24 protein-coding genes and 2 tRNA genes are annotated in these 25,042 nt (G+C 69.2%); 12 read left to right on the forward strand and 14 right to left on the reverse strand.

Annotation, left to right across the window (positions count from 1 at the left end):
* Nucleotides 1-12 precede the first annotated feature (12 nt).
* Together ACZ69Q_RS17405 and ACZ69Q_RS17410 are read right to left on the reverse strand one after the other, a co-directional pair.
* Nucleotides 13-1,479 (reverse strand): DUF2252 domain-containing protein, encoded by a 1,467-nt coding sequence (locus ACZ69Q_RS17405; RefSeq protein WP_471042272.1) that lies wholly within the window; start codon nt 1,477-1,479, stop codon nt 13-15.
* 337 nt (nt 1,480-1,816) lie between these two features.
* Nucleotides 1,817-2,179, reverse strand: coding sequence for a winged helix-turn-helix transcriptional regulator (locus tag ACZ69Q_RS17410; protein ID WP_471042273.1), 363 nt, complete (start codon nt 2,177-2,179; stop codon nt 1,817-1,819).
* Between the two features lie 152 nt (nt 2,180-2,331).
* Between ACZ69Q_RS17410 and ACZ69Q_RS17415 the strand changes: the two genes are divergently transcribed.
* Both ACZ69Q_RS17415 and ACZ69Q_RS17420 read left to right on the forward strand, forming a co-directional pair.
* Entirely contained in the window at nt 2,332-2,982 is a 651-nt protein-coding gene (locus ACZ69Q_RS17415; RefSeq protein WP_471042275.1) for an FMN-dependent NADH-azoreductase, read from the forward strand.
* Nucleotides 2,983-3,245: 263 nt separating this feature from the next.
* Entirely contained in the window at nt 3,246-3,608 is a 363-nt protein-coding gene (locus ACZ69Q_RS17420; RefSeq protein WP_471042277.1) for a DUF1304 domain-containing protein, read from the forward strand.
* 168 nt (nt 3,609-3,776) lie between these two features.
* Here ACZ69Q_RS17420 and ACZ69Q_RS17425 read toward each other — a convergent pair.
* Nucleotides 3,777-3,860 (reverse strand) — tRNA-Leu (locus tag ACZ69Q_RS17425).
* A gap of 505 nt (nt 3,861-4,365) precedes the next feature.
* Between ACZ69Q_RS17425 and ACZ69Q_RS17430 the strand changes: the two genes are divergently transcribed.
* The 6 genes from ACZ69Q_RS17430 (at nt 4,366) to pknB (ending at nt 12,572) form a co-directional block, all read left to right on the forward strand.
* On the forward strand, nt 4,366-5,235 hold the full coding sequence (locus ACZ69Q_RS17430) for an FhaA domain-containing protein (RefSeq protein WP_471042278.1): 870 nt from the start codon (nt 4,366-4,368) through the stop codon (nt 5,233-5,235).
* A 10-nt stretch (nt 5,236-5,245) separates the two neighbouring features.
* On the forward strand, nt 5,246-5,761 hold the full coding sequence (locus tag ACZ69Q_RS17435; RefSeq protein ID WP_190070995.1) for an FHA domain-containing protein FhaB/FipA: 516 nt from the start codon (nt 5,246-5,248) through the stop codon (nt 5,759-5,761).
* Nucleotides 5,762-5,851: 90 nt separating this feature from the next.
* Nucleotides 5,852-7,438 (forward strand): Stp1/IreP family PP2C-type Ser/Thr phosphatase, encoded by a 1,587-nt coding sequence (locus tag ACZ69Q_RS17440; protein WP_471042652.1) that lies wholly within the window; start codon nt 5,852-5,854, stop codon nt 7,436-7,438.
* 27 nt (nt 7,439-7,465) lie between these two features.
* Entirely contained in the window at nt 7,466-8,914 is a 1,449-nt protein-coding gene (locus ACZ69Q_RS17445) for an FtsW/RodA/SpoVE family cell cycle protein (protein WP_471042280.1), read from the forward strand.
* On the forward strand, nt 8,911-10,389 hold the full coding sequence (locus ACZ69Q_RS17450; protein ID WP_471042281.1) for a peptidoglycan D,D-transpeptidase FtsI family protein: 1,479 nt from the start codon (nt 8,911-8,913) through the stop codon (nt 10,387-10,389). Before ACZ69Q_RS17445 ends, ACZ69Q_RS17450 begins: the two co-directional genes overlap by 4 nt.
* Nucleotides 10,390-10,559: 170 nt before the next feature.
* A complete protein-coding gene (pknB, locus tag ACZ69Q_RS17455) occupies nt 10,560-12,572 on the forward strand; it encodes a Stk1 family PASTA domain-containing Ser/Thr kinase (protein WP_471042283.1) in 2,013 nt (670 codons plus the stop codon).
* A gap of 77 nt (nt 12,573-12,649) precedes the next feature.
* Here the strand turns inward: pknB and ACZ69Q_RS17460 are convergent, their stop codons facing one another.
* From ACZ69Q_RS17460 to ACZ69Q_RS17485, 6 genes are read right to left on the reverse strand one after another with little or no spacing between them, the layout of a single operon-like run.
* Nucleotides 12,650-13,411 (reverse strand): class E sortase, encoded by a 762-nt coding sequence (locus tag ACZ69Q_RS17460; protein WP_471042285.1) that lies wholly within the window; start codon nt 13,409-13,411, stop codon nt 12,650-12,652.
* A gap of 13 nt (nt 13,412-13,424) precedes the next feature.
* Nucleotides 13,425-14,675, reverse strand: coding sequence for a class E sortase (locus ACZ69Q_RS17465; RefSeq protein WP_471042287.1), 1,251 nt, complete (start codon nt 14,673-14,675; stop codon nt 13,425-13,427).
* Entirely contained in the window at nt 14,672-15,310 is a 639-nt protein-coding gene (locus ACZ69Q_RS17470) for an aminodeoxychorismate/anthranilate synthase component II (RefSeq protein WP_126903522.1), read from the reverse strand. Before ACZ69Q_RS17470 ends, ACZ69Q_RS17465 begins: the two co-directional genes overlap by 4 nt.
* Nucleotides 15,307-15,468 carry a hypothetical protein gene (locus tag ACZ69Q_RS17475; protein WP_030945481.1) on the reverse strand — a complete coding sequence of 54 codons (162 nt, stop codon included), beginning with the start codon at nt 15,466-15,468 and terminating at the stop codon, nt 15,307-15,309. The genes ACZ69Q_RS17470 and ACZ69Q_RS17475 overlap by 4 nt, the downstream gene beginning before the upstream one ends.
* Nucleotides 15,469-15,522: 54 nt before the next feature.
* Nucleotides 15,523-16,233, reverse strand: coding sequence for a class E sortase (locus tag ACZ69Q_RS17480; protein WP_471042289.1), 711 nt, complete (start codon nt 16,231-16,233; stop codon nt 15,523-15,525).
* Between the two features lie 18 nt (nt 16,234-16,251).
* A complete protein-coding gene (locus ACZ69Q_RS17485; RefSeq protein WP_471042291.1) occupies nt 16,252-17,028 on the reverse strand; it encodes a DUF881 domain-containing protein in 777 nt (258 codons plus the stop codon).
* Between the two features lie 140 nt (nt 17,029-17,168).
* Here ACZ69Q_RS17485 and crgA point away from each other — a divergent pair, with 140 nt between their 5' ends.
* A complete protein-coding gene (gene crgA, locus ACZ69Q_RS17490) occupies nt 17,169-17,423 on the forward strand; it encodes a cell division protein CrgA (protein WP_471042292.1) in 255 nt (84 codons plus the stop codon).
* Between the two features lie 314 nt (nt 17,424-17,737).
* Here the strand turns inward: crgA and ACZ69Q_RS17495 are convergent, their stop codons facing one another.
* Nucleotides 17,738-18,622 carry a rhomboid family intramembrane serine protease gene (locus tag ACZ69Q_RS17495; protein ID WP_471042655.1) on the reverse strand — a complete coding sequence of 295 codons (885 nt, stop codon included), beginning with the start codon at nt 18,620-18,622 and terminating at the stop codon, nt 17,738-17,740.
* Between the two features lie 104 nt (nt 18,623-18,726).
* The gene (locus ACZ69Q_RS17500; protein ID WP_471042294.1) at nt 18,727-19,260 is read right to left on the reverse strand and encodes a peptidylprolyl isomerase; all 534 of its coding nucleotides are present in this window, start codon (nt 19,258-19,260) and stop codon (nt 18,727-18,729) included.
* A gap of 326 nt (nt 19,261-19,586) precedes the next feature.
* On the opposite strand from ACZ69Q_RS17500, the gene ACZ69Q_RS17505 reads away from it, so the two are divergent.
* Entirely contained in the window at nt 19,587-20,300 is a 714-nt protein-coding gene (locus ACZ69Q_RS17505; RefSeq protein WP_471042297.1) for a DUF5324 family protein, read from the forward strand.
* Nucleotides 20,301-20,504: 204 nt separating this feature from the next.
* Here the strand turns inward: ACZ69Q_RS17505 and ACZ69Q_RS17510 are convergent.
* Nucleotides 20,505-20,577, reverse strand: a tRNA-Ala gene (locus ACZ69Q_RS17510).
* Between the two features lie 182 nt (nt 20,578-20,759).
* Here ACZ69Q_RS17510 and ACZ69Q_RS17515 point away from each other — a divergent pair.
* Nucleotides 20,760-21,308 carry a helix-turn-helix domain-containing protein gene (locus ACZ69Q_RS17515; RefSeq protein ID WP_471042298.1) on the forward strand — a complete coding sequence of 183 codons (549 nt, stop codon included), beginning with the start codon at nt 20,760-20,762 and terminating at the stop codon, nt 21,306-21,308.
* A 174-nt stretch (nt 21,309-21,482) separates the two neighbouring features.
* Nucleotides 21,483-23,204, forward strand: coding sequence for a serine/threonine-protein kinase (locus tag ACZ69Q_RS17520; RefSeq protein WP_471042301.1), 1,722 nt, complete (start codon nt 21,483-21,485; stop codon nt 23,202-23,204).
* Nucleotides 23,205-23,322: 118 nt separating this feature from the next.
* On the opposite strand, the gene ACZ69Q_RS17525 is transcribed toward ACZ69Q_RS17520, so the two are convergent.
* Nucleotides 23,323-24,624 carry a hypothetical protein gene (locus ACZ69Q_RS17525; RefSeq protein WP_471042657.1) on the reverse strand — a complete coding sequence of 434 codons (1,302 nt, stop codon included), beginning with the start codon at nt 24,622-24,624 and terminating at the stop codon, nt 23,323-23,325.
* 256 nt (nt 24,625-24,880) lie between these two features.
* Nucleotides 24,881-25,009, reverse strand: coding sequence for a DLW-39 family protein (locus ACZ69Q_RS17530; protein ID WP_003999697.1), 129 nt, complete (start codon nt 25,007-25,009; stop codon nt 24,881-24,883).
* Nucleotides 25,010-25,042 lie beyond the last annotated feature (33 nt).

Raw genomic sequence — 25,042 nt, forward strand, 5'->3', positions numbered from 1 at the left:
GGAAGGCGTCCGTCACACGCCCATCTCCGCCACGATCCGGCCGCCCCGCACAGCAGCCAGGAGTTCGGCGTGGTCCGCCTCTGTGCGGTCGGCGTAGGTGACGGCGAACTTGGCGATCGACTCGTCCAGTTCCTCGTTCTTTCCGCAGTAGCCAGAGATCAGACGGGGGTCGGCGCTGTGCGAGTGGGCGCGGGCCAGAAGGGCGCCGGTCATACGGGCGTAGTCGTCGATCTGGTCGGCGGCCAGCGCGGCCGGGTCGACGCTGCCCTTGCGGTTGCGGAACTGGCGCACCTGGAAGGGGAGTCCGTCGACCGTCGTCCAGCCCAGGAGGATGTCGCTGACGACCTGCATCCGCTTCTGGCCGAGGACCACGCGCTGCCCCTCGTGGCCCGTCTCCGGCACCTCGAAGCCGGCCGTCACCAGATGCGGGACCAGGGCCGAGGGACGGGCCTCCTTCACCTGGAGGACCAGCGGCTCGCCCCGGTGGTCCAGCAGCAGGACCACGTACGAGCGGGTGCCCACGCTGCCGGTGCCCACCACGCGGAAGGCCACGTCGTGCACCGCGTGCCGGGAGAGGAGCGGGTGGCGGTCCTCGGACAGCGTCGTGACGTAGCTCTCCAGCGCCGCCGCCACCGCTGCCGCCTCCTCGTCCGCCACCCGGCGCAGCACCGGCGGAGCGTCGACGAATGTGCGGCCGCCGTCCTCGGTCGGCACCGTCGACTTCGCGGCGAAGCGCCCGCTGGTGTTGGCCCGTGCCTTCTCCGCGACCCGCTCCAGCGTGCCGAGCAGGTCATGGGCGTCGGTGTGGGAGACCAGTTCCTCGTCCGCGATCGCGTTCCACGCGTCCAGCACCGGGAGCTTGGCCAGCAGCCGCATGGTGCGCCGGTAGGAGCCGACGGTGTCGTGCGCGGCCTTGCGGCACTTGTCCTCGTCCGCGCCCGCCTCCCGGCCCGCGAGCACGAGCGAGGTGGCGAGCCGCTTGAGATCCCACTCCCAGGGGCCGTGCAGCGTCTCGTCGAAGTCGTTCAGATCTATGACCAGGCCGCCGCGTGCGTCGGCGTACAGACCGAAATTCGCCGCGTGCGCGTCGCCGCAGATCTGCGCGCGGATTCGGGTCATGGGAGTGCGGGCCAGGTCGTAGGCCATGAGCCCCGCCGAGCCGCGCAGGAACGCGAACGGCGTCGCCGCCATCCTGCCCACCCTTATCGGGATGAGCTCGGCGAGCCGGCCGAGGTTGGACCCCTCGACGGCGGCCACGGCGTCGGGGCGGGAGGCGTCCAGGTCGAACACCGCGTGCTCGGCGCGCGGTACCCGCCTGCGCAGTTCCTTGCCCTGCTCCTTCGGCGATCCGCCGCCGGGCCACTCGGCGAACCCCCGCACGCGCGGCAGCCGACGCGCTGCGGATGCCGCGCGCTCCCCGGGCTCCGACGCCACCGCAGCCGCCTCCGCCGCCACAGCCTCGGCACCGACCTCGGTCATACCGACCGCCTCCCCCGCTCACGCACGAACATCAACTCGTGTCGACGTTACAACCGGTGGCCGGAACGCGTCAGACCCTGTGGACAACTCCACGGCTGTGGAAAACCCGCATGAAGGTGCCGAGCGGCATCGCAGGGCCGACGGGGACCCACAACCGCCGGCCTCGCAAAGCCGACGGGGAACCCACTACCGCACCCACAACCGCAAGTCCCGCAAGGCCGACGCGGCCCCACAACCGCAGGGACACGGCTAGCAGGCCCCACAACCGCAGGGACACAGCCAGCAGGCCCCACACCCGCAGGGACACAGCCAGCAGGCCCCACTCGGGCGACGATCTTCAGCAGCCCCCCGGCCGCTCCCCATCCCCCAGATACTTCTTCGCCCACCCGCCCAATTCGGCCAGCGCGGGCTCCAGCGCCGCGCCCGCCTCGGTCAGCCGGTAGACCACCCGCAGCGGCGGACCCTCGTAGACCTCGCGCACCACCAATCCCGCCGCGGCGAGTTCGGTGAGCCGGTCGGAGAGCATGCGCTCGCTGATGCCGGGGACCGCCCGGCGCAGGGCGACGAAGTAGGCGGGGCCCGAGGTCAGGACGGACACGATCGGGCCGGTCCAGCGCTTGCCGAGCAACTGGAAGACGCGGCTGATCCCCTCGTCGACCCGCTTGCACTGCGCCACGTCGTGGCTCTGCTCACCCGCCATGCCCTTCAGAGTACTGCCCTGAGATACGGGGATGAAAAAAAGTAAGTGACTGTGCTATCCATAGTCGAGTACGAACTTTTAGTTCCTGCGGGCAGATACATCCCCGTACGCGGATTCCCCCCTGCCCGCTCCCGTCCTTCCTGGAGACCCCCATGGCCACGCTCCTCCACATCGACTCGTCGGTCTTCTCGACCGACGCCTCCTCCTCCCGCGCCGTCACCGACGCCTTCCGCCGCACCTGGCAGGAACAGCACCCGGAGGGCAAGGTGATCCACCGCGACCTCGCCGCTCAGCCGGTGCCGCACATCGACGCCCACTCCCACACTGCGGGCTTCTCCGATCCGGCGACGCACACCCCGGAGCAGGCGGCCGCCTTCGCGGAGCGCGTGAAGCTGATCGAGGAACTGGAGAGCGCGGACGCCGTGCTGATCGGCGCCCCGATGTACAACCTGACGATTCCGTCGACCCTGAAGGCCTACTTGGACCACGTGGTCCTGATGGGCCGTACCGCGGGCAGCGCCCAGTCGGTCAAGGGAACCCCGGTCACCGTCGTCGCCAGCCGCGGCGGCGCGTACGGTCCGGGCACCCCGCGCGAGGGCTACGAGTACGTGCAGAACTACCTGTCGGCGATCCTCTCCGACTTCCTCGGCACCGACCTCGACTTCATCGTCCCCGAGCTCACGATGGCTCCGGTCAACCCGGAGATGGCCGAGCTGGTCCCCCTCTTCGAGGCCTCCCGCGAGCGCGCCCTCGGCGAGGCCGTCACGAAGGCCAAGCAACTGGCGCAGAAGCTGGCCGCGTAACACCGGCCGCCCGCCCGACAGCCGCACGCACGCGTGGAGCCCCGCAACACCCGAGGGGGCTCCACGCACGCGTGACGATCGGTCACTGCACCGCCGAGCCAGAACAGCACGCCCCGGCACACCCGGGGCTCCACGCGCTCGGGGCTCCGCGGCCCGCACCCCACACCCCGCAGGCCGCACTCCCCACCCCTCAAGCCCCCCTCAGCTCTCAAGCACCCCGCCCCGCAACCACCCGCCCATCAAGCCCCCGGCACAATCACCGCATGCATGCGATCTCTGTCGTCCTCGTCGCCCTCATGGCGTTGCTGCACGCCTACATCCTGGTGCTGGAGATGTTCCTGTGGCAGCGCGGCCCGGGGCGCAGCCTCTCCGGCTTCGATGCCGAGCTGGCCCGCGCCACCGCGCCCCTGGCCGCCAACCAGGGCCTCTACAACGGCTTCCTGGCCGCGGGCCTGGTCTGGGGTCTGATCGCCGACGACCCGACCGGTCGCCAGGTCCAGATCTTCTTCCTGTCCTGCATCGTCGTCGCCGGCGTCTACGGCGCGGCCACCGCCAATCGCCGCATCCTCTTCGTCCAGGCCCTGCCCGCCGCCGTCACGCTCGCCACGGTCATCGCCGCGGGTTGAGCCGACGCCGACCCGGCGCCCGACCCAACACCCTGACCGTGCCGTGACCTGAGAGCTTCATCACAGGTCACGGCGCCCAAGAGGCTGCCGCGAGCGTGGTGGACAGCACACCGTGGCGAACACAACAGAAGAGGCGGCATCGTGTCTACGATGCCGCCTCTTCGAGAGTGCGCGAGGGGGGAGTTGAACCCCCACGCCCTTGCGGGCACTGGAACCTGAATCCAGCGCGTCTGCCTATTCCGCCACCCGCGCATTGGGTGTGTCCTCAGGGCCTTCTCTTGCGGTCCGGCGCCTTCCGACACCCAGAACATTAGCACGCCGCCCAGGGTGGGTTCACATCCCTTATCCGCAGGCGGGCGCCCGCTCAGGCCCGTGCGGGCGCCCACCAGCGCAGTCGGCGACGGGCCCCGCACAGTGACCGAACCAGCGCGCTCTGCGCTCCGTATCAAGGAGTACCTGTTCACGTATCAACCTCGTACCGGTCCTGGGCATCTCCCCAGGAGCCGGTCGGGGTCCACAGTCAGGTGCGGGACACTGGTTTGCGGCCGCCTCTACGATCCATGGCAAGACTGTGTCCTCGAGGAGTTCGAAGGGGAGCTCCGAAGGGAACTTCGAGGGCGTCGACACCCGTCGACAGTGCCGACAGGGGGAACCAGCCGATTTACCGGCGCGTGGATACGATCAGTAAGCAGTACCAGGTAAGGCAGTGCCCGCCCGGCGGGATACAGGACGAAGCAGGCTACGGAGGAGGTGCCCCATGGGAGTCCTGAAGAAGTTCGAGCAGCGTCTCGAAGGTCTGGTCAACGGCACCTTCGCCAAGGTGTTCAAGTCCGAGGTCCAGCCCGTGGAGATCGCCGGCGCGCTCCAGCGCGAGTGCGACAACAACGCGACGATCTGGAACCGCGACCGGACCGTCGTACCCAATGACTTCATCGTGGAGCTGAGCACGCCGGACTTCGAGCGGCTGAGCCCCTACTCCGGCCAGCTCGGCGACGAGCTCGCCGGCATGGTCCGCGACTACGCCAAGCAGCAGCGCTACACCTTCATGGGCCCGATCAAGGTCCACCTGGAGAAGGCCGACGATCTCGACACCGGCCTGTACCGCGTGCGCAGCCGTACGCTCGCCGGCTCCACCGATCAGCAGGGCCCGCAGGCCCCCGCACCCGCCGCCCCGGCCGGGCGGCCCGGCGGTGCCCAGGGCGGCTACGGCTACCCGCAGCCCGCCGCGCCCGCGGGCGCCCCGCCCATGCCGCCGTCGCCGCCGCCCGGCGGACGCCCCGGCGGCTATGGCTACCCGCAGCCCGCGGGCGGCCAGCGTCCCCCCGCCGCACCCGCGGCAGGCGGTCGCACCCGCTACTGGATCGAGATCAACGGCACCCGCCATCAGATCTCCCGCGCCACGCTCGTGCTGGGTCGCAGCACCGACGCCGACGTGCGGATCGACGACCCCGGCGTCTCCCGCCGGCACTGCGAGATCCGGACCGGAACGCCCTCGACGATCCAGGATCTCGGGTCCACCAACGGCATCGTGGTGGACGGGCAGCACACCACCCGCGCTACGCTCCGCGACGGCTCGCGGATCGTCGTGGGCAGCACCACCATCATTTACCGGCAAGCCGAAGGGTGAAGCGGGGGCAATGTCAGAGCTGACCCTCACGGTCATGCGGCTGGGTTTCCTGGCCGTACTGTGGCTGTTCGTGATCGTGGCCGTGCAGGTCATCCGCAGCGACCTGTTCGGTACGCGTGTCACCCAGCGCGGGTCCAGGCGAGAGGCCGGACGGCAGCAGCAGGCCGCCCGGCAGGCGGCCGCGCCTCCGCAGCAACGCGGCCAGCAGGGCGGCGGCCGGCAGCGGCGTAACGCTCCCTCGAAGCTGGTGGTGTCCGAGGGCACCCTCACCGGCACCACCGTCGCGCTCCAGGGCCAGACCATCACCCTGGGCCGGGCGCACGACAGCACGATCGTGCTGGACGACGACTACGCCTCCAGCCGGCATGCCAGGATCTACCCGGACCGCGACGGCCAGTGGATCGTCGAGGACCTGGGCTCCACCAACGGCACGTACCTCGACCGAACGCGGCTCACGACCCCGACACCGATTCCGCTGGGCGCGCCGATCCGCATCGGCAAGACCGTCATCGAGCTGCGGAAGTAGTACGACAATGAGCGAGCGGAGCGAGCACGCAGCGGTGGCCCACACCACGGGCCCCGGCGCGCTCCCGACCGGAGGGTGGGCACCGTGCGGATGTACCCGGAGCCGACGGGCGAGGTGCGCATGAGTCTGTCACTGCGCTTCGCCGCCGGATCGCACAAAGGCATGATCCGGGAGGGCAACGAGGACTCCGGATACGCCGGACCCCGCCTGCTCGCCATCGCCGACGGCATGGGCGGAGCGGCCGCGGGCGAGGTCGCCTCCTCCGAGGCGATCTCCACCATCGTCGCCCTCGACGACGACGTCCCCGGCTCGGACATCCTCACCTCGCTCGGTACGGCCGTACAGCGCGCCAACGACCAACTGCGCTCGATGGTCGAGGAGGACCCGCAGCTCGAGGGCATGGGCACGACGCTCACCGCCCTGCTGTGGACCGGGCAGCGCCTCGGCCTCGTGCACGTCGGCGACTCGCGCGCCTACCTGCTGCGCGACGGCGTCCTCACGCAGATCACGCAGGACCACACCTGGGTGCAGCGGCTCGTCGACGAGGGCCGCATCACCGAGGAGGAAGCGACCACGCATCCGCAGCGCTCGCTGCTGATGCGCGCGCTGGGCAGTGGCGACCATGTCGAGCCCGACCTGTCGATCCGTGAAGTCCGCGCCGGCGACCGGTACTTGATCTGCTCCGACGGCCTGTCCGGCGTCGTGTCCCACCAGACCCTCGAGGACACCCTCGCCAGCTACCAGGGCCCGCAGGAGACCGTCCAGGAGCTCATCCAGCTCGCACTGCGCGGCGGCGGCCCGGACAACATCACGGTGATCGTCGCGGACGTCCTCGACCTGGACACCGGCGACACCCTCGCCGGGCAGCTCTCCGACACCCCGGTCGTGGTCGGCGCGGTCGCCGAGAACCAGCAGCACCACCTGCACGACAACGGCATCATGCAGACCCCGGCCGGCCGCGCCTCCGGGCTCGGCCGCCAGGTGCCCGGACAGGGTGGCGGGGGCGGCGAGTTCGGCCCGCCCGGCTCGGGCGACACCACCGGCTACGCCCCGGCGGGCGGCTTCGGCGACTACACCGACGACGACTTCGTCAAGCCCCGCAAGGGCCGCAAGTGGCTGAAGAGATCCTTCTACTCGGCCCTCGCGCTCGCCGTCATCGGCGGCGGGCTGTACGGCGGCTGGCGCTGGACGCAGACGCAGTACTACGTCGGCACGAACGACAAACACGTCGCCCTGTACCGCGGGATCAGCCAGGACCTGGCCTGGGTCTCGCTCTCGAAGGTGGAGAAGGACCACCCCGAGATCGAACTCAAGTACCTGCCGCCCTACCAGCAGAAGCTGGTCGAGGCCACGATCGCCGAGGGCGGTCTGAAGGACGCCCAGGCGAAGATCGACGAGCTCCAGCTCCAGGCCACCGCGTGCAAGAAGCGTGCCGAGCAGCAGGCCGCCCAGAGCGAGCAGAACGCGAAGACCGGTGAGGGCGAGGCCGGAGGTACCACGGGAACCATCCGTACCTCTCTTACGTCCAAGGCGACATCCACGCCGAATCCGTCGGCGTCGAGCAAGCCCCCGTCCGCGCCCCCCTCCACCTCCCCGACACCGACTGCGACGCCAAGCCCCGGCCCCACACTCTCGGAGGAAGAGCAGAAGGTCGTTTCGAACTGCGGTACGCAGTAGGCAAGCCGCGAGAGGCCCCGTCACACCATGAGCAGTACTACGAACTCGCCGACGCATCACACTTCCACGATCGGCGCGATCGGCGCGCCGAGCAGGCGTAACACCGAGCTGGTGTTGCTTGCGTTCGCGGTCGTCATCCCGGTCTTCGCCTATGCCAACGTGGGCCTGGCGATGAACGACGAGGTGCCGGCCGGCCTGCTGGGCTACGGACTCGGGCTCGGCCTCCTGGCCGGCATCGGCCATCTCGCCGTACGCAAGTTCGCGCCGTACGCCGACCCCCTGATGCTGCCGCTGGCCACCTTGCTCAACGGCCTCGGCCTGGTCGTGATCTGGCGGCTGGACCAGTCGAAGCGACTCCAGCAGTCCAGCGCGTACGTCGAGGCGGCTCCGCGCCAGTTGCTGTACTCCGCGATGGGCGTCGCCCTGCTGGTGGCGGTGCTGATCTTCCTCAAGGACCACCGCGTCCTTCAGCGCTACACCTACATCTCCATGGCTGCCGCGCTGTTCCTGCTCCTGCTGCCGCTCGTACCCGGGCTCGGCGCGGACGTCTACGGCGCCAAGATCTGGATCAAGATCCCCGGCCTCGGCACGCTCCAGCCCGGCGAGTTCGCGAAGATCATCCTCGCGGTCTTCTTCGCCGGCTACCTCATGGTCAAGCGAGACGCCCTGGCCCTGGCCAGCCGCCGCTTCATGGGCTTGTACCTGCCGCGCGGCCGCGACCTCGGTCCGATCCTCGTCGTCTGGGCGATCTCGATCCTCATCCTGGTCTTCGAGACCGACCTCGGTACATCCCTGCTGTTCTTCGGGATGTTCGTCATCATGCTGTACGTCGCCACCGAGCGGACGAGCTGGATCGTCTTCGGTCTGCTGATGTCCGCGGTCGGCGCCGTCGGTGTGGCGAGCTTCGAGCCACACATCCAGACGCGTGTGCAGGCCTGGCTCGACCCGATGCACGAGTTCGAGCTCTCCCGCGCCGGTGTCCAGGACGGCATCATCCACTCCGAGCAGGCCATGCAGGCCCTGTGGGCCTTCGGCTCCGGCGGCACCCTCGGCACCGGCCTCGGCCAGGGCAACTCCGACCTCATCGGCTTCGCCGCCAACTCCGACTTCATCCTCGCCACCTTCGGCGAGGAGCTGGGCCTGGCAGGCGTCATGGCGATCCTGCTGCTCTACGGGCTGATCGTCGAGCGCGGTGTGCGCACGGCCCTCGCGGCCCGCGACCCGTTCGGCAAGCTGCTGGCCGTCGGCCTGTCCGGCGCCTTCGCCCTCCAGGTCTTCGTCGTGGCCGGCGGTGTCATGGGCCTCATCCCGCTGACCGGTATGACGCTGCCCTTCGTGGCGTACGGCGGTTCCTCCGTCATCGCCAACTGGGCCCTGATCGGCATCCTGCTCCGCATCAGCGACACCGCACGCCGACCCGCGCCCGCCCCCGCGCCCAACCCCGACGCCGAGATGACCCAGGTGGTCCGTCCGTGAACAAGCCCCTACGCCGGATCGCGATTTTCTGCGGACTGCTCGTTCTGGCACTGCTCATCCGCGACAACTGGATCCAGTACGTCCAGGCGGACGAGCTCAGGACGGACAAGGCCAACCGCCGGGTCGTCATCGAGCGCTACGGCACGCCCCGCGGCAACATCATCGTCGACGGCAAGGCGATCACCGGCTCGCAGGAGACCTCCGGCAGCGACTTCAAGTTCAAGCGCACCTACGCGAACGGCCCCATGTGGGCGCCCGTCACCGGCTACGCCTCGCAGGCCTTCGGCGCCAACCAGCTCGAGTCCATCGAGGACGGCATCCTCACCGGCAACGACGACCGGCTGTTCTTCCGCAACACCCTCGACATGCTCACCGGCAAGGAGAGGGAGGGCGGCAACGTCGTCACCACCCTCAACGCCGCCGCGCAGAAGGCCGCGTACGACGGCCTGAAGAGCCGGGGCGGAAAGGGCGCGGTCGCGGCCATAGAGCCGTCCACCGGCAAGATCCTGGCGCTGGCGTCCTTCCCGTCGTACGACCCCTCGTCCTTCGCCGGCAACTCCACCACGACCGACTCCAAGGCGTGGACGAAGCTCCAGAAGAAGAACAACGCCGACGACCCGATGCTCAACCGGGCGCTGCGTGAGGTCTACCCGCCCGGCTCGACCTTCAAGGTCGTCACCGCGGCCGCGGCGCTGGAGAACGGGCTGTACACGGACCCGGACGCGAAGACGAACTCGCCGGACCCGTGGGTCATGGAAGGCACCACCACCAAGCTGCCGAACGAGGGCACCATCCCCTGCAAGAACGCGACCCTGCGCGTTGCCCTCCAGTTCTCCTGCAACACCGTCTTCGGCAAGATCGGCTCCGACCTCGGCAACGACAAGATGCTCGAGGAGGCCAAGAAGTTCGGGTTCACCGAGGAGCAGTTCACCCCGACCCGTACCAGTGCCTCGGTCTTCTCCGACGACATGAACCCCTCGCAGACGGCGCTGTCCTCCATCGGCCAGTTCAACACCGCCGCGACGCCGCTCCAGATGGCCATGGTCGCCTCGGCCGTCGCCAACAACGGCACGCTGATGAAGCCGTACATGGTCGACGAGCTCCAGACCAACAACCTCGACGCCATCGAGAAGACCGACCCGGAGGAGATGAGCAAGCCGCTGTCGGCGGAGAACGCGCAGAAGCTCCAGTCGATGATGGAGACGGTCGTCCAGGACGGCACGGGCAAGAAGGCTCAGATCAGCGGCGCGAAGGTGGGCGGCAAGACCGGTACCGCCCAGCACGGTGTGGACAACAGCGAGAACCCCTACGCGTGGTTCATCTCCTACGCCAGGCTCGGCGACGGCAGCGCGCCGGTCGCCGTGGCCGTCGTGGTGGAGGACGAGGACGCGGTCCGCGACGACATCTCCGGTGGCGGCCTCGCCGCGCCCATCGCCAAGAGCGTCATGGAGGCGGTCATCAACAGCAAGAAGTGAACCTGCTCACGTCCCCTTCACATCGGTGCACGTTGCGATACCGGTCCTGTATCGGGTTACGGGCTTGGCCAGGTCACACAAGATGAGCCGGGTACGGTATGCCCGGACGGCACACCGCCCCACCCACAAGGGTGAGGTCGGGACCGACGGAGAGGGCTGGTAGGTAGCTTATGGAAGAGCCGCGTCGCCTCGGCGGCCGGTACGAGCTGGGCCAGGTGCTCGGCCGCGGTGGCATGGCGGAGGTCTACCTCGCCCATGACACCCGGCTCGGCCGCACCGTGGCGGTGAAGACGCTGCGCGCGGACCTCGCGCGCGACCCGTCCTTCCAGGCCCGCTTCCGCCGGGAGGCCCAGTCGGCCGCCTCGCTCAACCATCCCGCGATCGTGGCGGTCTACGACACGGGCGAGGACTACATCGACAACGTGTCGATCCCGTACATCGTCATGGAGTACGTGGACGGCTCGACGCTCCGTGAGCTGCTTCACTCCGGCCGCAAGCTGCTGCCGGAGCGCGCCATGGAGATGACGATCGGCATCCTCCAGGGTCTGGAGTACGCCCACCGCAGCGGCATCGTCCACCGTGACATCAAGCCCGCGAACGTCATGCTGACGCGCAACGGCCAGGTCAAGGTGATGGACTTCGGCATCGCCCGCGCCATGGGCGACTCCGGCATGACGATGACGCAGACCGCGGCCGTGATCGGCACCGCCCAGTACCTCTCGCCGGAGCAGGCGAAGGGCGAGCAGGTCGACGCGCGGTCGGACCTCTACTCCACCGGCTGTCTGCTGTACGAGCTCCTGACGGTGCGGCCCCCGTTCGTGGGCGACTCCCCGGTGGCCGTCGCGTACCAGCACGTACGGGAAGAGGCCCAGGCCCCGTCGGTCTTCGACCCCGAGATCACGCCCGAGATGGACGCGATCGTGTTGAAGGCCCTGACGAAGGACCCCAACTACCGCTACCAGTCGGCCGACGAGATGCGTGCCGACATCGAGGCCTGCCTCGACGGCCAGCCCGTCGCCGCCACCGCGGCCATGGGTTCGGTGGGCTACGGCGGCTACCCGGACGACCAGCCGACCACGGCCCTGCGCTCCGCGGACGCCGGCGCCACGTCGATGCTTCCGCCGATGAACCCGGACGACGGCGGCTACGGCTACGACGACCGCCCGGACCGGCGCCGCCAGAAGAAGTCGAACACCTCGACGATCCTGCTGGCCGTGGCGGCCATCCTGGTCCTCGTCGGCGCGATCCTGATCGGCAAGTGGGTGTTCGACGGCGACACGGCGAGCAACAGCCAGGTGGCTGTGCCGAGCCTCGTCGGCGAGACGGAGAGCAGCGCGCGGGACCTGCTGAGCAACGTCGATCTCAAGGTCGGCGAGGTCACGCCGAAGGAGTGCGCGGACCAGAGCAAGGGCAAGATCTGCTCGCAGACCCCCACGGCCAAGAGCAAGGTCGACAAGGGCACCGCGGTCGACATCGTGGTGTCGACCGGTGCGCCGAAGGTGACGGTGCCGAGCGTGATCGGCCTGAGCCTGGAGGACGCCAAGTCGAAGCTCGAGGGCGACGACTACGACTTCGAGGTCAAGACGGAGACGCGCGAGGTCTCCTCCGACGAACCGGGCACCGTCCTCGACCAGGATCCGCGGCGCGGCGACGAGGTCGAGAAGGGCACGACCATCACCCTCACCATCGCCAAGGAGGAGGAGAAGTCCACCGTTCCGGACGTCCTCGGCAAGACCTGTGACGAGGCGAAGGCGCAGATGACGGCCAACAACCTGGTCGGCACCTGCTCCGAGGTGGACACCCAGGACCCGAACCAGGTGGGCAAGGTCATCTCGACCTCGCCGTCGGCGGGCAGCGAGGCCGACAAGAACTCCACGGTGACCATCCAGATCGGCAAGCAGGCCCAGCAGCAGCAGGTCCCGGTTCCGACCGTGACCCAGCTCTCGCTCAAGGACGCCAAGAAGACCCTGGAGCAGGCGGGCCTGTCCGTGGGTCAGATCAGCGGATCCCAGGACGACAACGCCGTGGTCATCAGCCAGGACCCGCAGCCGAACACCCAGGTCGCCCAGGGCACCGCGGTCAATCTGGTCGCCTTCGGCCAGGGCGGCAACAACGGCGGCGGCGACAACGGCGGCCAGATCTTCGGAGGCGTGACCGGAACCTCGGCCCGCACGGAGGACTGACCCCGAAGCTCATGACTGAGCCCCGGTGCCCTGCTCAGGGCACCGGGGCTCATTCGTTCACGGGTGCGTGCGCTCGGTCAGCGCAGTTCCTCCGGCAGCGTCCGGTCCTCGTCCACCTTGTCCACGCGCTCCAGCTCGCCCCACACCACGTAGCGGTAGCGGCTCGTGTAGATCGGTGTGCAGGTCGTCAGGGTGATGTAGTGGCCGGCCTTCGTCCTGCCCGATTCCTTCGGGATGCCGCCGAGGACCTGGACGTTGTACTTCGAGGTCTCGGGGAGGACGGCGTAGACCTTGTAGACGTACCACTTGTCCTTCGTCTCGAAGACGATCGGGTCGCCCTTCTCGAGCTTGTGGATGTTGTGGAACTTCGCGCCGTGGCCGTCCCGGTGCGCCGCGAGGGAGAAGTTGCCCTTCTTGTCCGACATCGGCAGGGTCGCCTTGACGGGGTCCGTGTAGTAGCCGGCGACGCCGTCGTTGAGGATCTTCGACGTCGTGCCCTTCTCGACCAGGATCTCGCTCTTGGTCATCGCGGGGACGTGCAGGAAGCCGATGCCGTTCTTGGCGTCGAACTCGGCGGGACGGCCGGAGCCCTCGTCCTGGTGGGCCCAGATGTCACGGACCTTGTCGGCCTGCTTGTCCGCCGCCCGGTCGGCGATGACGTTCGTCCACCACAGGGAGTAGACGACGAACAGGCCCAGCACCAGGCCCGCCGTGATGAGGAGTTCGCCGAAGACGCTGACGGCCGTCGCGATCCGGCCCATGCGCCGACGGCGAACCGGGGGACGTCGTGAGGAGGGCGCGGCCGTGTGGTCTTCCGTGCCCTCGGTGGTCGCTGCCACGTTTCATCTGCCCTTAACTGACGAGCGCATCCGGCTTGCCCTTGCTGCGCGGCCGTTCCTCGACCATCTTGCCCCAGACGATCAACCGGTACTTGCTGGTGAACTCCGGCGTGCACGTGGTGAGTGTGATGTAGCGGCCCGGACCGGTGAAACCCGACCCCGGCGGAACCGGCTCCAGCACACTCACATTGCTCGGCGACGTCACCGGCAGGATCGACGCCATCTTGTACACGAAGTACTTGTCCTGCGTCTCCACGACGATCTCGTCGCCCTGGGCCAGCCGGTTGATGTAGCGGAACGGTTCACCGTGCGTGTTGCGATGCCCGGCGAGGCCGAAGTTGCCGGTCTTGGCGTCCGGCATCGCCGTCTTCAGCTTGCCCTCGCCGTAGTGGCCGACCATGCCCCGGTCGAGCACCTTCTTGTTGCTGATGCCCTCCGCGATCGGCACGACGACATCCAGCTTCGGAATGTGCAGGATGGCGAAGCCCTGCCCCGGCTCGAAGGTCCCAGGGTTGCGTTTGCCGCTGGCCCAGTCGTTCTGAAGGCTGCTTGCTTCCTTGTCCGCCTGCGCGTGCGCCCGCACGTTGGTCCACCACAGTTGGTAGCTCACGAACAGCAGCATCAACACGCCGGTGGTGATGAACACCTCACCGATCGCCCGGCTGGCGACGGTGGCCGGACTGGGCTTGCGCGCCCGGGCCTGCCGGCGGGCCTCCATGCGGGAGAGGGGGGCGCCGGAGCTCTCCGAGTCCGCCTCGGCCGCCTCCGACGTGTGGCGGGTGCCGCCATGACGCCCGTGACGCCGCTTGGCGGCCTTTCTGCGGGCCGCACGGCCGCCCGTCGGGGTGGAAGAGGCAGAAGTGGCGGATGAGGCGGGAGAGGCCGATATGGCCGCACCGGAGGGCGGCGGGTCGGGCACCCGCAGGGCCACGGTCTCGTCGTCCGGCGGCGGTATGTACGGCTCCGCGTACGGCTCGTGGGCCACGGATGGCACCTCGTCGCCGTAGCCCTGAGCGCCGTAGCCCTCGCTGCCGTAGCCGCCGGTCCCGTAGCCCTCACCGCCGTACCCGGCGACACCCTGGCCCTCGGCGGCCTGCGCCTGAGTGACGTAACTCTCCCCGCCGTACCACTCCCCGAGCGCACCGGAGCCCTCGTACGGCTGCTGCCCGTACGAGGTCCCCTGGTCGCCGGCGTCGCCGTAGGAGTCCGTGAAGGACTCCCCGTACGCGGCGCCGGACTCGCGCTCGGGGCGCAGGGCGGTCACGCCGTGGCCCTGCCCACCACCGGGGCGAGCCCCGCCGACCTCGCCACCGCGCCCTCGTAACCGCACTCCACCAGCCAGTTGGCCAGCATCCGGTGCCCGTGCTCGGTCAGCACCGACTCGGGATGGAACTGGACGCCCTCGACCGGGAGTTCGCGGTGGCGCAGGCCCATGATGATGCCGTCGTGCGTGCGCGCGGTGACCTCGAGGTCGGCCGGGACCGTCGCCGGTTCGGCTGCCAGGGAGTGGTAGCGGGTCGCCGTGAAGGGCGAGGGCAGGCCGGCGAAGACGCCCTTGCCCTCGTGCTCGACCAGCGAGGTCTTGCCGTGCAGCAGCTCCGGCGCACGGTCCACGACACCGCCGTACGCCACCTGCATCGACTGCATGCCGAGACAGACACCGAAGACCGGCACCCCGGTCGAGGCGCAGTGCCGCACCATCTCGACGCAGACGCCGGCCTCCTCGGGCGTTCCGGGGCCCGGCGACAGCAGTACGCCGTCGAAGCCGTCCTGGGCGTGCGTCGTCGACACCTCGTCATTGCGCAGCACCTCGCACTCGGCGCCGAGCTGATAGAGGTACTGGACCAGGTTGAAGACGAAGCTGTCGTAGTTGTCCACGACCAGAATGCGCGCGCTCACTGGTTGTCCACCGTCACATCGTTGAAGGGCAGGAGCGGTTCGGCCCACGGGAAGACGTAGTTGAACAAGACGTAGACGACGGCCATGGCCAGCGCGAGCGAGAGCAGCGCCTTCACCCACGCATTCCCCGGCAGATGCCGCCAGATCCAGCCGTACATGCCGTCCCTTCCGTCGCACCACGGCACTCAGACTCACGCCGTACAGCCAACAGACTAACGGCGCAACGCCTCCGGTTTCCCGGCCTCCACAGGCTGGGTGGAGTCCAGGTGGGCCCACACGATCAGCCGATGACTGTGCCCCCACTCGGGATCGCACGTGGTCAGCGTCAGGTAGCGGCCTTCACGCGTGTACCCCGACTTACGGGGCACAGGGTCAATCACCTCAACGTCGGCGGGCAGGGTTTTGTAGGGGCCTTTGTCGATCCGATACGTGAACCAGGTCGTTCCGTCCGTCAGCACCACCGCGTCACCGGGCCGCAGCCTGGGGAAGTCCTTGAAGGGATCGCCGTACGTGCGCCGATGACCGGCGACCGAGAAGTTGCCCTTCTGGCCGAGCTGGGCGGTGTTCGCGTAGTGGCCGAGGCCCTTCTTCAGGGTCTTGGTGGCGGTGCCCTCGAGAACCGGCTTGTTCCACGTGAAACCAAGCCGCGGGATGTACATGATCGCGAAGGGCTTGTCCGACGCGTACGGCGCCGGCTTCGGCGGGCTCGCGGTCGCACCCGGACTCACCGCCGCACCGCCGGGAGCCGTGTCCGTCGGGCGCACCGCGCTCTGCGCCCACTGCTCCTGCAGTTGGTTGATCTGGTCGTCCATGACGCTGTCGGCCTTCACGCCCGTCCAGAAGAGTACATAGACGACGAAAAGGACGATCACGGTGCCGACGGTGATGCACAGTTCGCTGACGGTCCTCACGACGACCCGCACCGGCAGCTCCAGGGAAGGTCACTCCACGGGCTTGGCGTATTGCAGATCCACTGTGCCCGAGTAGCCGGGCAGAGTCACCGTCCCGTCCTCGGTGACTTTCCAGCCGAGGCCGTAGACATTGACGTAGACCATGTAGTTCTGGATCGCCTTCGAGGCAGCGAGCGCCTGCTGCATCTTCTCCGGGTCACCGACCGCCGTGATCTTGTACGGCGGTGAGTAGACCCGGCCCTGGAGGATCAGGGTGTTGCCCACGCAGCGCACGGCGCTGGTGGAGATCAGCCGCTGGTCCATGACCTTGATGCCCTTGGCGCCGCTCTGCCACAGGGCGTTCACCACGGCCTGGAGGTCCTGCTGGTGGATCACCAGGTAGTCGGGCTGCGGCTCGGGATATCCCGGAAGCTTGGCCGTGGCGTCCGGCGGGGCGTCGTTGAGCGTGACCGAGATGGCCTCGCCCGTCAGCTTCTGGGTGCCGGCGCTGTGCTCCAGCGCCGCCAGCTTGGCGTCCTCGGCCTTGGTGCTGCCGTCGTCCCGCTCGGCGAGCGCCTCCACGTCGTCACGCAGGGACGCATTCGCATCGTTGAGCTCGCCGTTCTCGCGACTGCGCTCATGGATCAGGTCCGAAAGCTTCAGCAATGAGGCGTCCGTGCGGATATTGGTGCCCTTGGCCGTGTTGAAACTGGTGAAGAAGATAAGCCCGGCGAGAGCGAAGACCGCCGCAGTGAGCACCCGCACCGGCCGGAAACGGCCACGGGCGGGGCTGGATCCCGTCGGGGGAGAGACGGCAGAATTGCTCAACGTACCCTTATCTCCTTCGGCGCCGCGGAAGCACTACGCTAACGGACGCCCGGGGGAGCCATCAGAGTCCCCTTGTACGCTGCCCCGAGCCCGACCAGTTCCCTGCGCGGCCACGCAGCGCATCGACAGGAGAGACCCTCGTGCCGAAGTCACGTATCCGCAAGAAGGCCGACTACACGCCGCCGCAGTCGAAGCAGGCGACCGCCATCAAGCTGACCAGCCGCTCCTGGGTCGCACCCGTGATGCTGGCCATGTTCATCATCGGCCTGGCATGGATCGTCGTCTTCTATGTGACCGACGGTTCGCTGCCCATCGAGGCGCTCGGCAACTGGAACATCGTGGTGGGCTTCGGCTTCATCGCCGCCGGATTCGGCGTCTCCACCCAGTGGAAGTAGCGCACGAACCGTCGGCCACCTCGCGGTGAACGCAGCTCTGCCCAGGGCTATCCGCTGAGTTATCCACAGCCTTGCAGCAATTTCCACAAGCTGACTGGGGAAAAGACGACGATCTGTGGATAACCCATCGGGCGTTGACGCCGGTATGACAGCCACACCGGTCATCCGAAGGCATTCCGAACACGTGTACGCCCCCTGTCTGACCTGCGGAAACACGGGTCAAAGACAGGGGGCGTGACCGTTCCCGCACAGTACGCACAAGATCCGCCACACGCTGTGGACAACAGGGCCGCTCACGTGGATAACGTCCCGGCTCAGGTGAGCTGGACCGTCCTGAGCACCGTCATCAGCACGACCACGGCCAGGACCAGCGCACATGTGCCGTACTGCACCAGGGCCCGGCGCTCACGCGGGGCATGGACCATGGCGTAGCCGATGACGACGCCGGCGACGAGGCCGCCGATGTGGGCCTGCCAGGCGATGTTGCTCCAGCCGAAGGTGAAGATGAGGTTGATCACCAGTAGGGCGATGATCGGCCGCATGTCGTACTGGAGCCGGCGCATCAGCACTGCGGTGGCGCCGAAGAGGCCGAAGATGGCACCGGAGGCGCCGAGCGTGGCTGTGGTGGGGCCGGCCAGCAGATAGGTGAGGGCGCTGCCGGCGAGCCCCGAGCAGAGGTAGAGCGTGAGGTAGCGGACCCGGCCGAGGGCGGCTTCGAGGGGGCCGCCGAGCCACCACAGACTGAGCATGTTGAAGGCGATGTGCCAGATGGCCTCGTGCGTGAACATCGAGGTCACCAGACGCCACCATTCGCCTTCGGCGACTCCCTGGGTGGGGTTGAAGGGGGCGGGCGGCCAGGTGCCGATGAGGACGAGATCGTTCAGCAGCGACTCGCTGGTCTGCACGGCGATGAAGACCGCGAGGTTGATCCCGATGAGGATCTTGGTGAGCAGCCGGGGATCCGCGGTGATGGTGCCGCCCGCGATGGTGCGGGGCTGGGCGGCGGCGGGGGCGTGACCGGTGCCCGAGCCGTCGCGCACGCAGTCGGGGCACTGGAAGCCGACCGAGGCGCTGACCATGCATTCGGGGCAGATGGGCCGCTCGCAGCGGGTGCAGCGGATGCCGGTCTCGCGGTCCGGATGGCGGTAGCAACCGGGCAGGCTGTGCGCGTCCTGCGGGCTGCCTGCCGGCTGGTCCATGAGGTCCCCTAGGTCGTCGTACGCGATGTACGTCCGCATGCACACCGCCCCGCTCATCCTTACGGACGAGCGGGGCGTTTGGTTCCCTGCGGGAGGTGTCGGACTCAGCCCTCGCGCGTCTCCACGACGACCGACTCGATGACGACGTCGCTCACGGGACGGTCCGTGCGCGGGTTCGTCTGCGCGGTCGCGATGGCGTCGATCACCTTCTGGCTCGCGCCGTCGACGACCTCGCCGAAGATGGTGTGCTTGCGGTTCAGCCACGTCGTGGGGGCGACGGTGATGAAGAACTGCGAGCCGTTGGTGCCGGGGCCGGCGTTGGCCATGGCCAGCAGGTAGGGCTTGTCGAAGGACAGGTCCGGGTGGAACTCGTCCTGGAACTGGTAACCGGGACCGCCGGTGCCGTTGCCCAGCGGGTCACCGCCCTGGATCATGAAGCCGCTGATGACCCGGTGGAAGACCGTGCCGTCGTAGAGCTTGGCCGTGGACTTCTCGCCGGTTTCGGGGTTCGTCCACTCACGCTCGCCCGTGGCGAGTTCGACGAAGTTCTTGACCGTTTTCGGCGCGTGGTTCGGGAGGAGCCGGACCTCGATGTCGCCGTTGTTGGTCTTCAGGGTGGCGTAAAGCTGCTCAGCCACGATCTGCCTTCCGTTGTCTTCCTGTGACCCCCCGATCCTCGCACGGACTGCGGGATCCGTCGCCCGCCACTCGTTCACCGGCACGCAACCGGGCGCTTCTCCGGCAGAAAACTGGGCGAGTGCGTCCCTGGCGGGGGCGCGAGGCGGCGAACCGTGGCATTGTCGACGACAAGCCACCGTTGAACCATATTGGTCCGCTATTGGGTTTGATCAAGCTAATCGGCACCCATATGCCCGCCCTCACGTGCCGCGGAGCGCTCCGAGAGGCATGATCCGTAAAAGGGTGGAAAGTCGAAATACCGTACGCCACCGAGGAGGAGGATCCCGTGACCCGCATCGAAAGCGTGCGCGCCGCGACCGGCTCGGCGAAGGACAGCGTGCTGCACGCCGCGGAAGCGGTGGCGCCCTACGCCGACACCGCCAAGGACAGGGCCGCACTGTATGCGCACGAGGCACGCGTACGGCTGGCGCCGATGGTGTCGCAGGCCACCGAGCAGGCCCGCGCCCAGGCCCGTCTCCAGTACGACGCGTATCTCGCACCGCGGCTGGAGCAGGCCCGCACCCATGTCCCGCCGAAGGTCGACCTGGCCGCTCATGAAGCTGCCCTCCGCACCCGCAAGGCTGCCCAGCAAGCCGCCGACTACTCCCGGCCGAGGATCGAGCAGGCGGTCGCCGCGGCCGGGCCCGTGCGGGACGAGGCCGCCGCACGTGGCGCCGCCGCGCTGGCCGCGCTGCGCGGTCAGGTCTCGCCGAAGGAGATCCAGCGCCTGGTCCGCAGGCACGAGCGGCGGGCCAGGGCCGGCCGCAGGGTGAAGATGCTGGCCGTGCTGGGCGTCCTCACGGCCGGCGCCATCGCCGCGTGGAAGTGGTGGGACAAGCAGGCCAACCCGGACTGGCTGGTCGAGCCACCCGCCGCGACGGAGGTACCCGAGTCGAACCGGCTGACGTCCGTGGACGGCAGCGGCAAGTCCGACCTGGACCCGGAGGTCCAGGCGAAGGAGGCCGACGAGGAAGCCGCCCGGCGAGACGAGGGCCGGTGACGGACGAGTGCCGATGACATAGGAGAGCCGGTGCTCTGACGCCTGGCCTTTCCCCTACGGCTTCTCACGCACGGCCCCAAAATGCCGTCGGCGACGACGTGGTGTGCGCCCCGTGTGGCGGGCGCACACCACTTTGTCGTCTCTGCAGCGCACTCGAAAAAAGCCCCCTGACCTGCGTTTCCGTAGGTCAGGGGGCTTGAGTTGTGGAGCCTAGGGGAGTCGAACCCCTGACATCTGCCATGCAAAGACAGCGCTCTACCAACTGAGCTAAGGCCCCTCAAAAAGGAACGTCCGACCGGAGGAAGACCCATACCGGCGGGCGCCCAGACCAGAGTACCCGGTCGCCCCCCGGATCCTGCAAAAGGATTGGGGGTCCCGGTAAACGACCACTCTCCGTAAGATGCTCGGCGTGGTTCGCTACAGCGAACCGCGGTTTTGGGGAAGCGATGGGGAGACGCAATGGACGCCGCACAGCAGGAAGCCACCGCAAGAGCGCGGGATCTGCAGCGGAACTGGTACGGGGAGCCGCTGGGGACGCTCTTCCGTAAGCTCATCGACGATCTTGGTCTCAACCAGGCTCGTCTCGCGGGGGTACTGGGACTGTCCGCACCGATGCTGTCGCAGCTCATGAGCGGGCAGCGGGCAAAGATCGGTAATCCCGCCGTGGTCCAGCGGGTGCAGCTACTGCAGGACTTGGCGGGGCAGGTCGCGGACGGCAGCGTGAGCGCGGCCGAGGCCACCGAGCGCATGGAGGAGATCAAGAAGTCGCAGGGGGGCTCGGTGCTCAGCAACACCACGCATACGACGAACAGTTCGGGCGCGCCCACGGTCAAGCGGGTGGTGCGCGAGATCCAGTCGCTGCTGCGGTCGGTGGCCGCCGCGGGCGACATCATCGAGGCCGCGGAGACCCTCGCCCCCAGCCACCCGGAACTGGCAGAGTTCCTCCGGGTGTACGGCGCAGGCCGGACCTCCGACGCGGTCGCGCACTACCAGTCCCACCAGAACTGACCCCCTGGCCCGGTCGCCGAAGGGGTTCGGCCGCCGGGCCGACGGTGTACGTCCTGAGCGGGCACGAGGGGGTCGTGCGGGGGAGTCCGCGAAGGACGCAGCGAGGGGGAGTCGTATCGCTCGTCGTGGGGGAAGCAAGGGGGGTAACCGGAGGGGGAGGAGCGACGCACAGCCATGGGTGAGGTCTTCGCCGGGCGCTACGAACTGGTCGACCCGATCGGACGCGGGGGCGTCGGCGCCGTCTGGCGTGCTTTCGACCATCGCCGTCGGCGCTATGTGGCCGCCAAGGTGTTGCAGCAGAGCGACGCGCACTCGCTGCTGCGGTTCGTCCGCGAACAGGCGCTGCGGATCGATCACCCCCATGTGCTCGCGCCCGCAAGCTGGGCCGCCGACGACGACAAGGTCCTGTTCACCATGGACCTGGTGGCCGGCGGCTCGTTGGTCCATCTCATAGGGGACTACGGCCCCTTGCCGCCTTCGTTCGTCTGCACCCTTCTCGACCAGCTCCTCGCGGGGCTGGCCGCGGTGCACTCGGAAGGCGTCGTCCACCGCGACATCAAGCCCGCCAACCTGCTCCTCGAAGCCACCGGCACGGGGCGCCCGCGGCTCAGGCTCTCCGACTTCGGCATAGCCATGCGGCTCGGCGAGCCCCGCCTGACCGAGACCAACCTCGTGGTGGGGACGCCCGGTTATCTCGCTCCCGAGCAACTCATGGGCGCGGAGCCGGACTTCCCCGCCGACCTGTTCGCCGTAGGGCTGGTCGCGCTGTATCTGCTGGAGGGCGCCAAGCCGGACGCCAAGGCACTGGTCCAGTACTTCACCGCGCACGGGACGCCGGGTGCGCCCCAAGGCATTCCGGAACCGCTGTGGCAGGTCGTGGCCTCGCTGCTGCAGCCCGATCCGCACGCGCGGTTCCGCACGGCGACAGGGGCGCGCAAGGCCCTCGCCTCGGCCGCCGAGCTTCTGTCGGAACCCGGCCCGGACGACGAGATCATCGAGATCTTCGACCAACTCGGGCCACTGCCGCCGGGGTTCGCACCGCAGGGCCCGCTCAAAAAGGCTCCGGGCATCGAAGGAGAGCGGAGCGGCACCGGGCAGTTCCAGTCCGGTGAGGGCACGGCAGGCACAGCAGGCACGTCGGGCACGGCGAACGGCACCGGACCTGATCCGAGGAGCATCGGCTCCGTACCGAGCGGCACCGGGAGCGGGGCGGCAGGCATCGAGAGCGGGGCGGCCGGCACCGGGCTCGGCACAGCCGGCACCGACTCTGCCGCCGTATCCGGTGATCCCGGTCGCATGGCGGCGAGGCCGACACCGCCCGAGCCGCCCGCCTCCCCGCGGCCAGGCGACAGCGGCAGCTCCGTCAGCATGTCGGACACCGGCAGCTTCCATCTGCCGCTCCCGCAGCCCACGGGCTCCTCCCCACAGGCACAAACGCCCTCGCCACAGCCTTACTACACACCCCAACCGGCACAGGGACCGGTAGAGGGCCAGGTACGAACAGGCGGCCACACCCACGAGGGCGTACAGCATCACCAGGCCAACGGCTCCCAGACCAGCAACCCCCCGACCAACAGCTCCCCCTACGACACCACGCACGTCCTGTCCTCCCCCCAACCGCACACGCCGCAGTACCCGCCTCAGCCTCCGGCAACGCCGCCACAGCACCAGCGCGTCGATGCCTCTACTGCTTCGTACACCGCTCAGAGCCCGCAGGTTCCACCTTCGGCTCCCCCAATTGCGCAGCCGCGCCGCCGCGGCGGTCACCGAGCCGTCCGTCGAGCGGCCCGCGACTCCGCAAGGCGTCCCGGCCCACCCGCCAAGGTGGCGGTGCCGCTCCTGCTGCTGGCGCTGGCCTGTTACGCCGTGGGTTTCTGGGCACTGGCCCAGCTCTGACAACCGGCCCACCCCGGACCCGGACCCGGACCCGGCCCTCAGGCCCGGCCTCGGACGCACTCCTGAGCGCGCCCCCAACCGCCCCCGCCCCCGAAGGCCCCGCGGCTATAAGGCCCCGCTACAAGGCCCCGACCCTCCGCCGAGCCACCACCATCCACATCCCCAACACCACCAGCACCAAGGTCCCGGCCCCGATGCCGCTGACCGCCAGCACAGTCATCGCAGCGTCCCCGCCGCCCCCGGCCGCGCTACCGGCGCCGTCCGCCTCCGCCGCCTCCCGGTCGGCCACGGAGACCTGGAACACGTCCCCCGGCTCGGACTCCCCCGCATAGCCGGGCCCGGCCTGCGCCGCGCCCCCCTCCCGCACGCGCAGGGTCAGCTCGAACGGCCCGTCGCCGTACCTCTCGGCCACCACGGCCGACAGATGCACCACGAGGTAGTAGGAACCCGCGAACCGCATGGCGCCGAACCGGTCCGGTCCGGCGTACCGGTTCTCGTAGGCGACCGGTGGCAGGGGGTCGAGTTCGGCGGCCTTCGCGCTGCCGTCGTAGTTGGCGCTCGCGTCGTCGACGAATCCGCGCACGGGGTTGTAGAGGGCGAGGTTCAGCGCACCGACCGCGTAGCCGTCGCCGCCGTCCGAAGCGCCCAGCTCGGCGGTGGCGTGTATCTGGCGGCCCCAGTCGAGCGGCACCTTGTAGAAGAGCGTCCGCCCGGGCCGGATGCCGGAGGTCCACACGCCCTCGCCGACCGGTACCGCCGAGGCGAAGCCGGGGCCGCCTTCGCGGCGCTCGCCCTCGCCGGTGAGGGGGTCGGGGGATGCGGAGTCCCAGGTTTCGGGGGCGCTCGTCTCACCGGTCTGCTTCAGCGGCGGCTCGGTGGCGGCGAGCAGCTCCAGGTCCCAGGCGTCCGTCGCGGACTCCGCCGTGGAGACGCGCTCGACGATCACGTCGTAGGTACCCGCGCTCTCGCAGCGGGGCCGGTCGGCGGAGATCTCGCGCATGCCCCATGCCGCGATCGGACGCGGGCTGCGGACGACGCCGAAGGTCTCGGTGTCCTGGGAGCAGGAGCGGCCGGCGGCATCCCGTACCGACACCTTGATGCCGTCGCCCGCGTGGATCGTGCTGCCGGACGCGGGAACGGCGGTCACGGAGACGTACGCGTCCGAGGTGGCGTCGAGGTCGAGGCGGTAGTGGATCTCTCCGGCGCCGGGCAGGGAGCTCTTGTAGGTCGTGCCCGGCGCGAGAGGCGCGGCGTCGGCCGTTGTCGTCCCGCCGGTGACAGGCCGGGCGTCCGGTGCGAAGGCGTAGGGACCGGGCGTTCCGGCGGCGAGGGCGGGCCCGTCCGGCAGGGCGGCCGTCGCGCACAGCAGCGCCGCCACGGCGGCCACGCGCGCGCGTGCCGGCGAAGGACCGCGCCACATCCTCGCGGGGCGCCACCGCGCCGTACGCCGCCGCCTCATCACGCGCCACCCCTCGTCACCACAGCCGGACCTCGGACTCGCCCATCCTGCCCAGCCCGGCCGCGCGTCACCCCCACAATCCGTACTGCCGTCCGAAAAGCCCGGCTCTACGACCTTCGGTCCGCTCGCGCAACTCGAGGCGGCGGCGTGCGCTGCGGTGGATACACAAAACCCCGGCCGCAGGGGCGACCGGGGTCTGTGTGCAATCCGATGTGGCTCACGAACCCGTGGGCACGGAGTCAGTCGCCTCCGTCCACAGATCCTGCTCGGCGCGATCCGCCTGGATCTGGCGGTACACGAGGAGCCCGCCGATGGCGGCCAGTGCGACCAGGAGAAGCTTCTTCACCGCGCGACCTCGTCTTTCCTTGACGTAGGGGAC

The sequence above is a fragment of the Streptomyces sp. NPDC036764 genome (assembly GCF_055609385.1).

What these genes read in the sequence shown, in the direction of transcription:
- ACZ69Q_RS17515 (WP_471042298.1), top strand. Translation starts at nt 20,760, where the DNA reads ATGGACGCCGCACAGCAGGAAGCCACCGCAAGAGCGCGGGATCTGCAG.
- ACZ69Q_RS17415 (WP_471042275.1), top strand. Translation starts at nt 2,332, where the DNA reads ATGGCCACGCTCCTCCACATCGACTCGTCGGTCTTCTCGACCGACGCC.
- ACZ69Q_RS17420 (WP_471042277.1), top strand. Translation starts at nt 3,246, where the DNA reads ATGCATGCGATCTCTGTCGTCCTCGTCGCCCTCATGGCGTTGCTGCAC.
- ACZ69Q_RS17475 (WP_030945481.1), bottom strand. Translation starts at nt 15,468, where the DNA reads ATGTACGGCTGGATCTGGCGGCATCTGCCGGGGAATGCGTGGGTGAAG.
- ACZ69Q_RS17435 (WP_190070995.1), top strand. Translation starts at nt 5,246, where the DNA reads ATGTCAGAGCTGACCCTCACGGTCATGCGGCTGGGTTTCCTGGCCGTA.
- ACZ69Q_RS17440 (WP_471042652.1), top strand. Translation starts at nt 5,852, where the DNA reads ATGTACCCGGAGCCGACGGGCGAGGTGCGCATGAGTCTGTCACTGCGC.
- pknB (WP_471042283.1), top strand. Translation starts at nt 10,560, where the DNA reads ATGGAAGAGCCGCGTCGCCTCGGCGGCCGGTACGAGCTGGGCCAGGTG.
- ACZ69Q_RS17410 (WP_471042273.1), bottom strand. Translation starts at nt 2,179, where the DNA reads ATGGCGGGTGAGCAGAGCCACGACGTGGCGCAGTGCAAGCGGGTCGAC.
- ACZ69Q_RS17525 (WP_471042657.1), bottom strand. Translation starts at nt 24,624, where the DNA reads ATGTGGCGCGGTCCTTCGCCGGCACGCGCGCGCGTGGCCGCCGTGGCG.
- ACZ69Q_RS17430 (WP_471042278.1), top strand. Translation starts at nt 4,366, where the DNA reads ATGGGAGTCCTGAAGAAGTTCGAGCAGCGTCTCGAAGGTCTGGTCAAC.
- ACZ69Q_RS17445 (WP_471042280.1), top strand. Translation starts at nt 7,466, where the DNA reads ATGAGCAGTACTACGAACTCGCCGACGCATCACACTTCCACGATCGGC.
- ACZ69Q_RS17495 (WP_471042655.1), bottom strand. Translation starts at nt 18,622, where the DNA reads ATGGACCAGCCGGCAGGCAGCCCGCAGGACGCGCACAGCCTGCCCGGT.
- ACZ69Q_RS17520 (WP_471042301.1), top strand. Translation starts at nt 21,483, where the DNA reads ATGGGTGAGGTCTTCGCCGGGCGCTACGAACTGGTCGACCCGATCGGA.
- ACZ69Q_RS17405 (WP_471042272.1), bottom strand. Translation starts at nt 1,479, where the DNA reads ATGACCGAGGTCGGTGCCGAGGCTGTGGCGGCGGAGGCGGCTGCGGTG.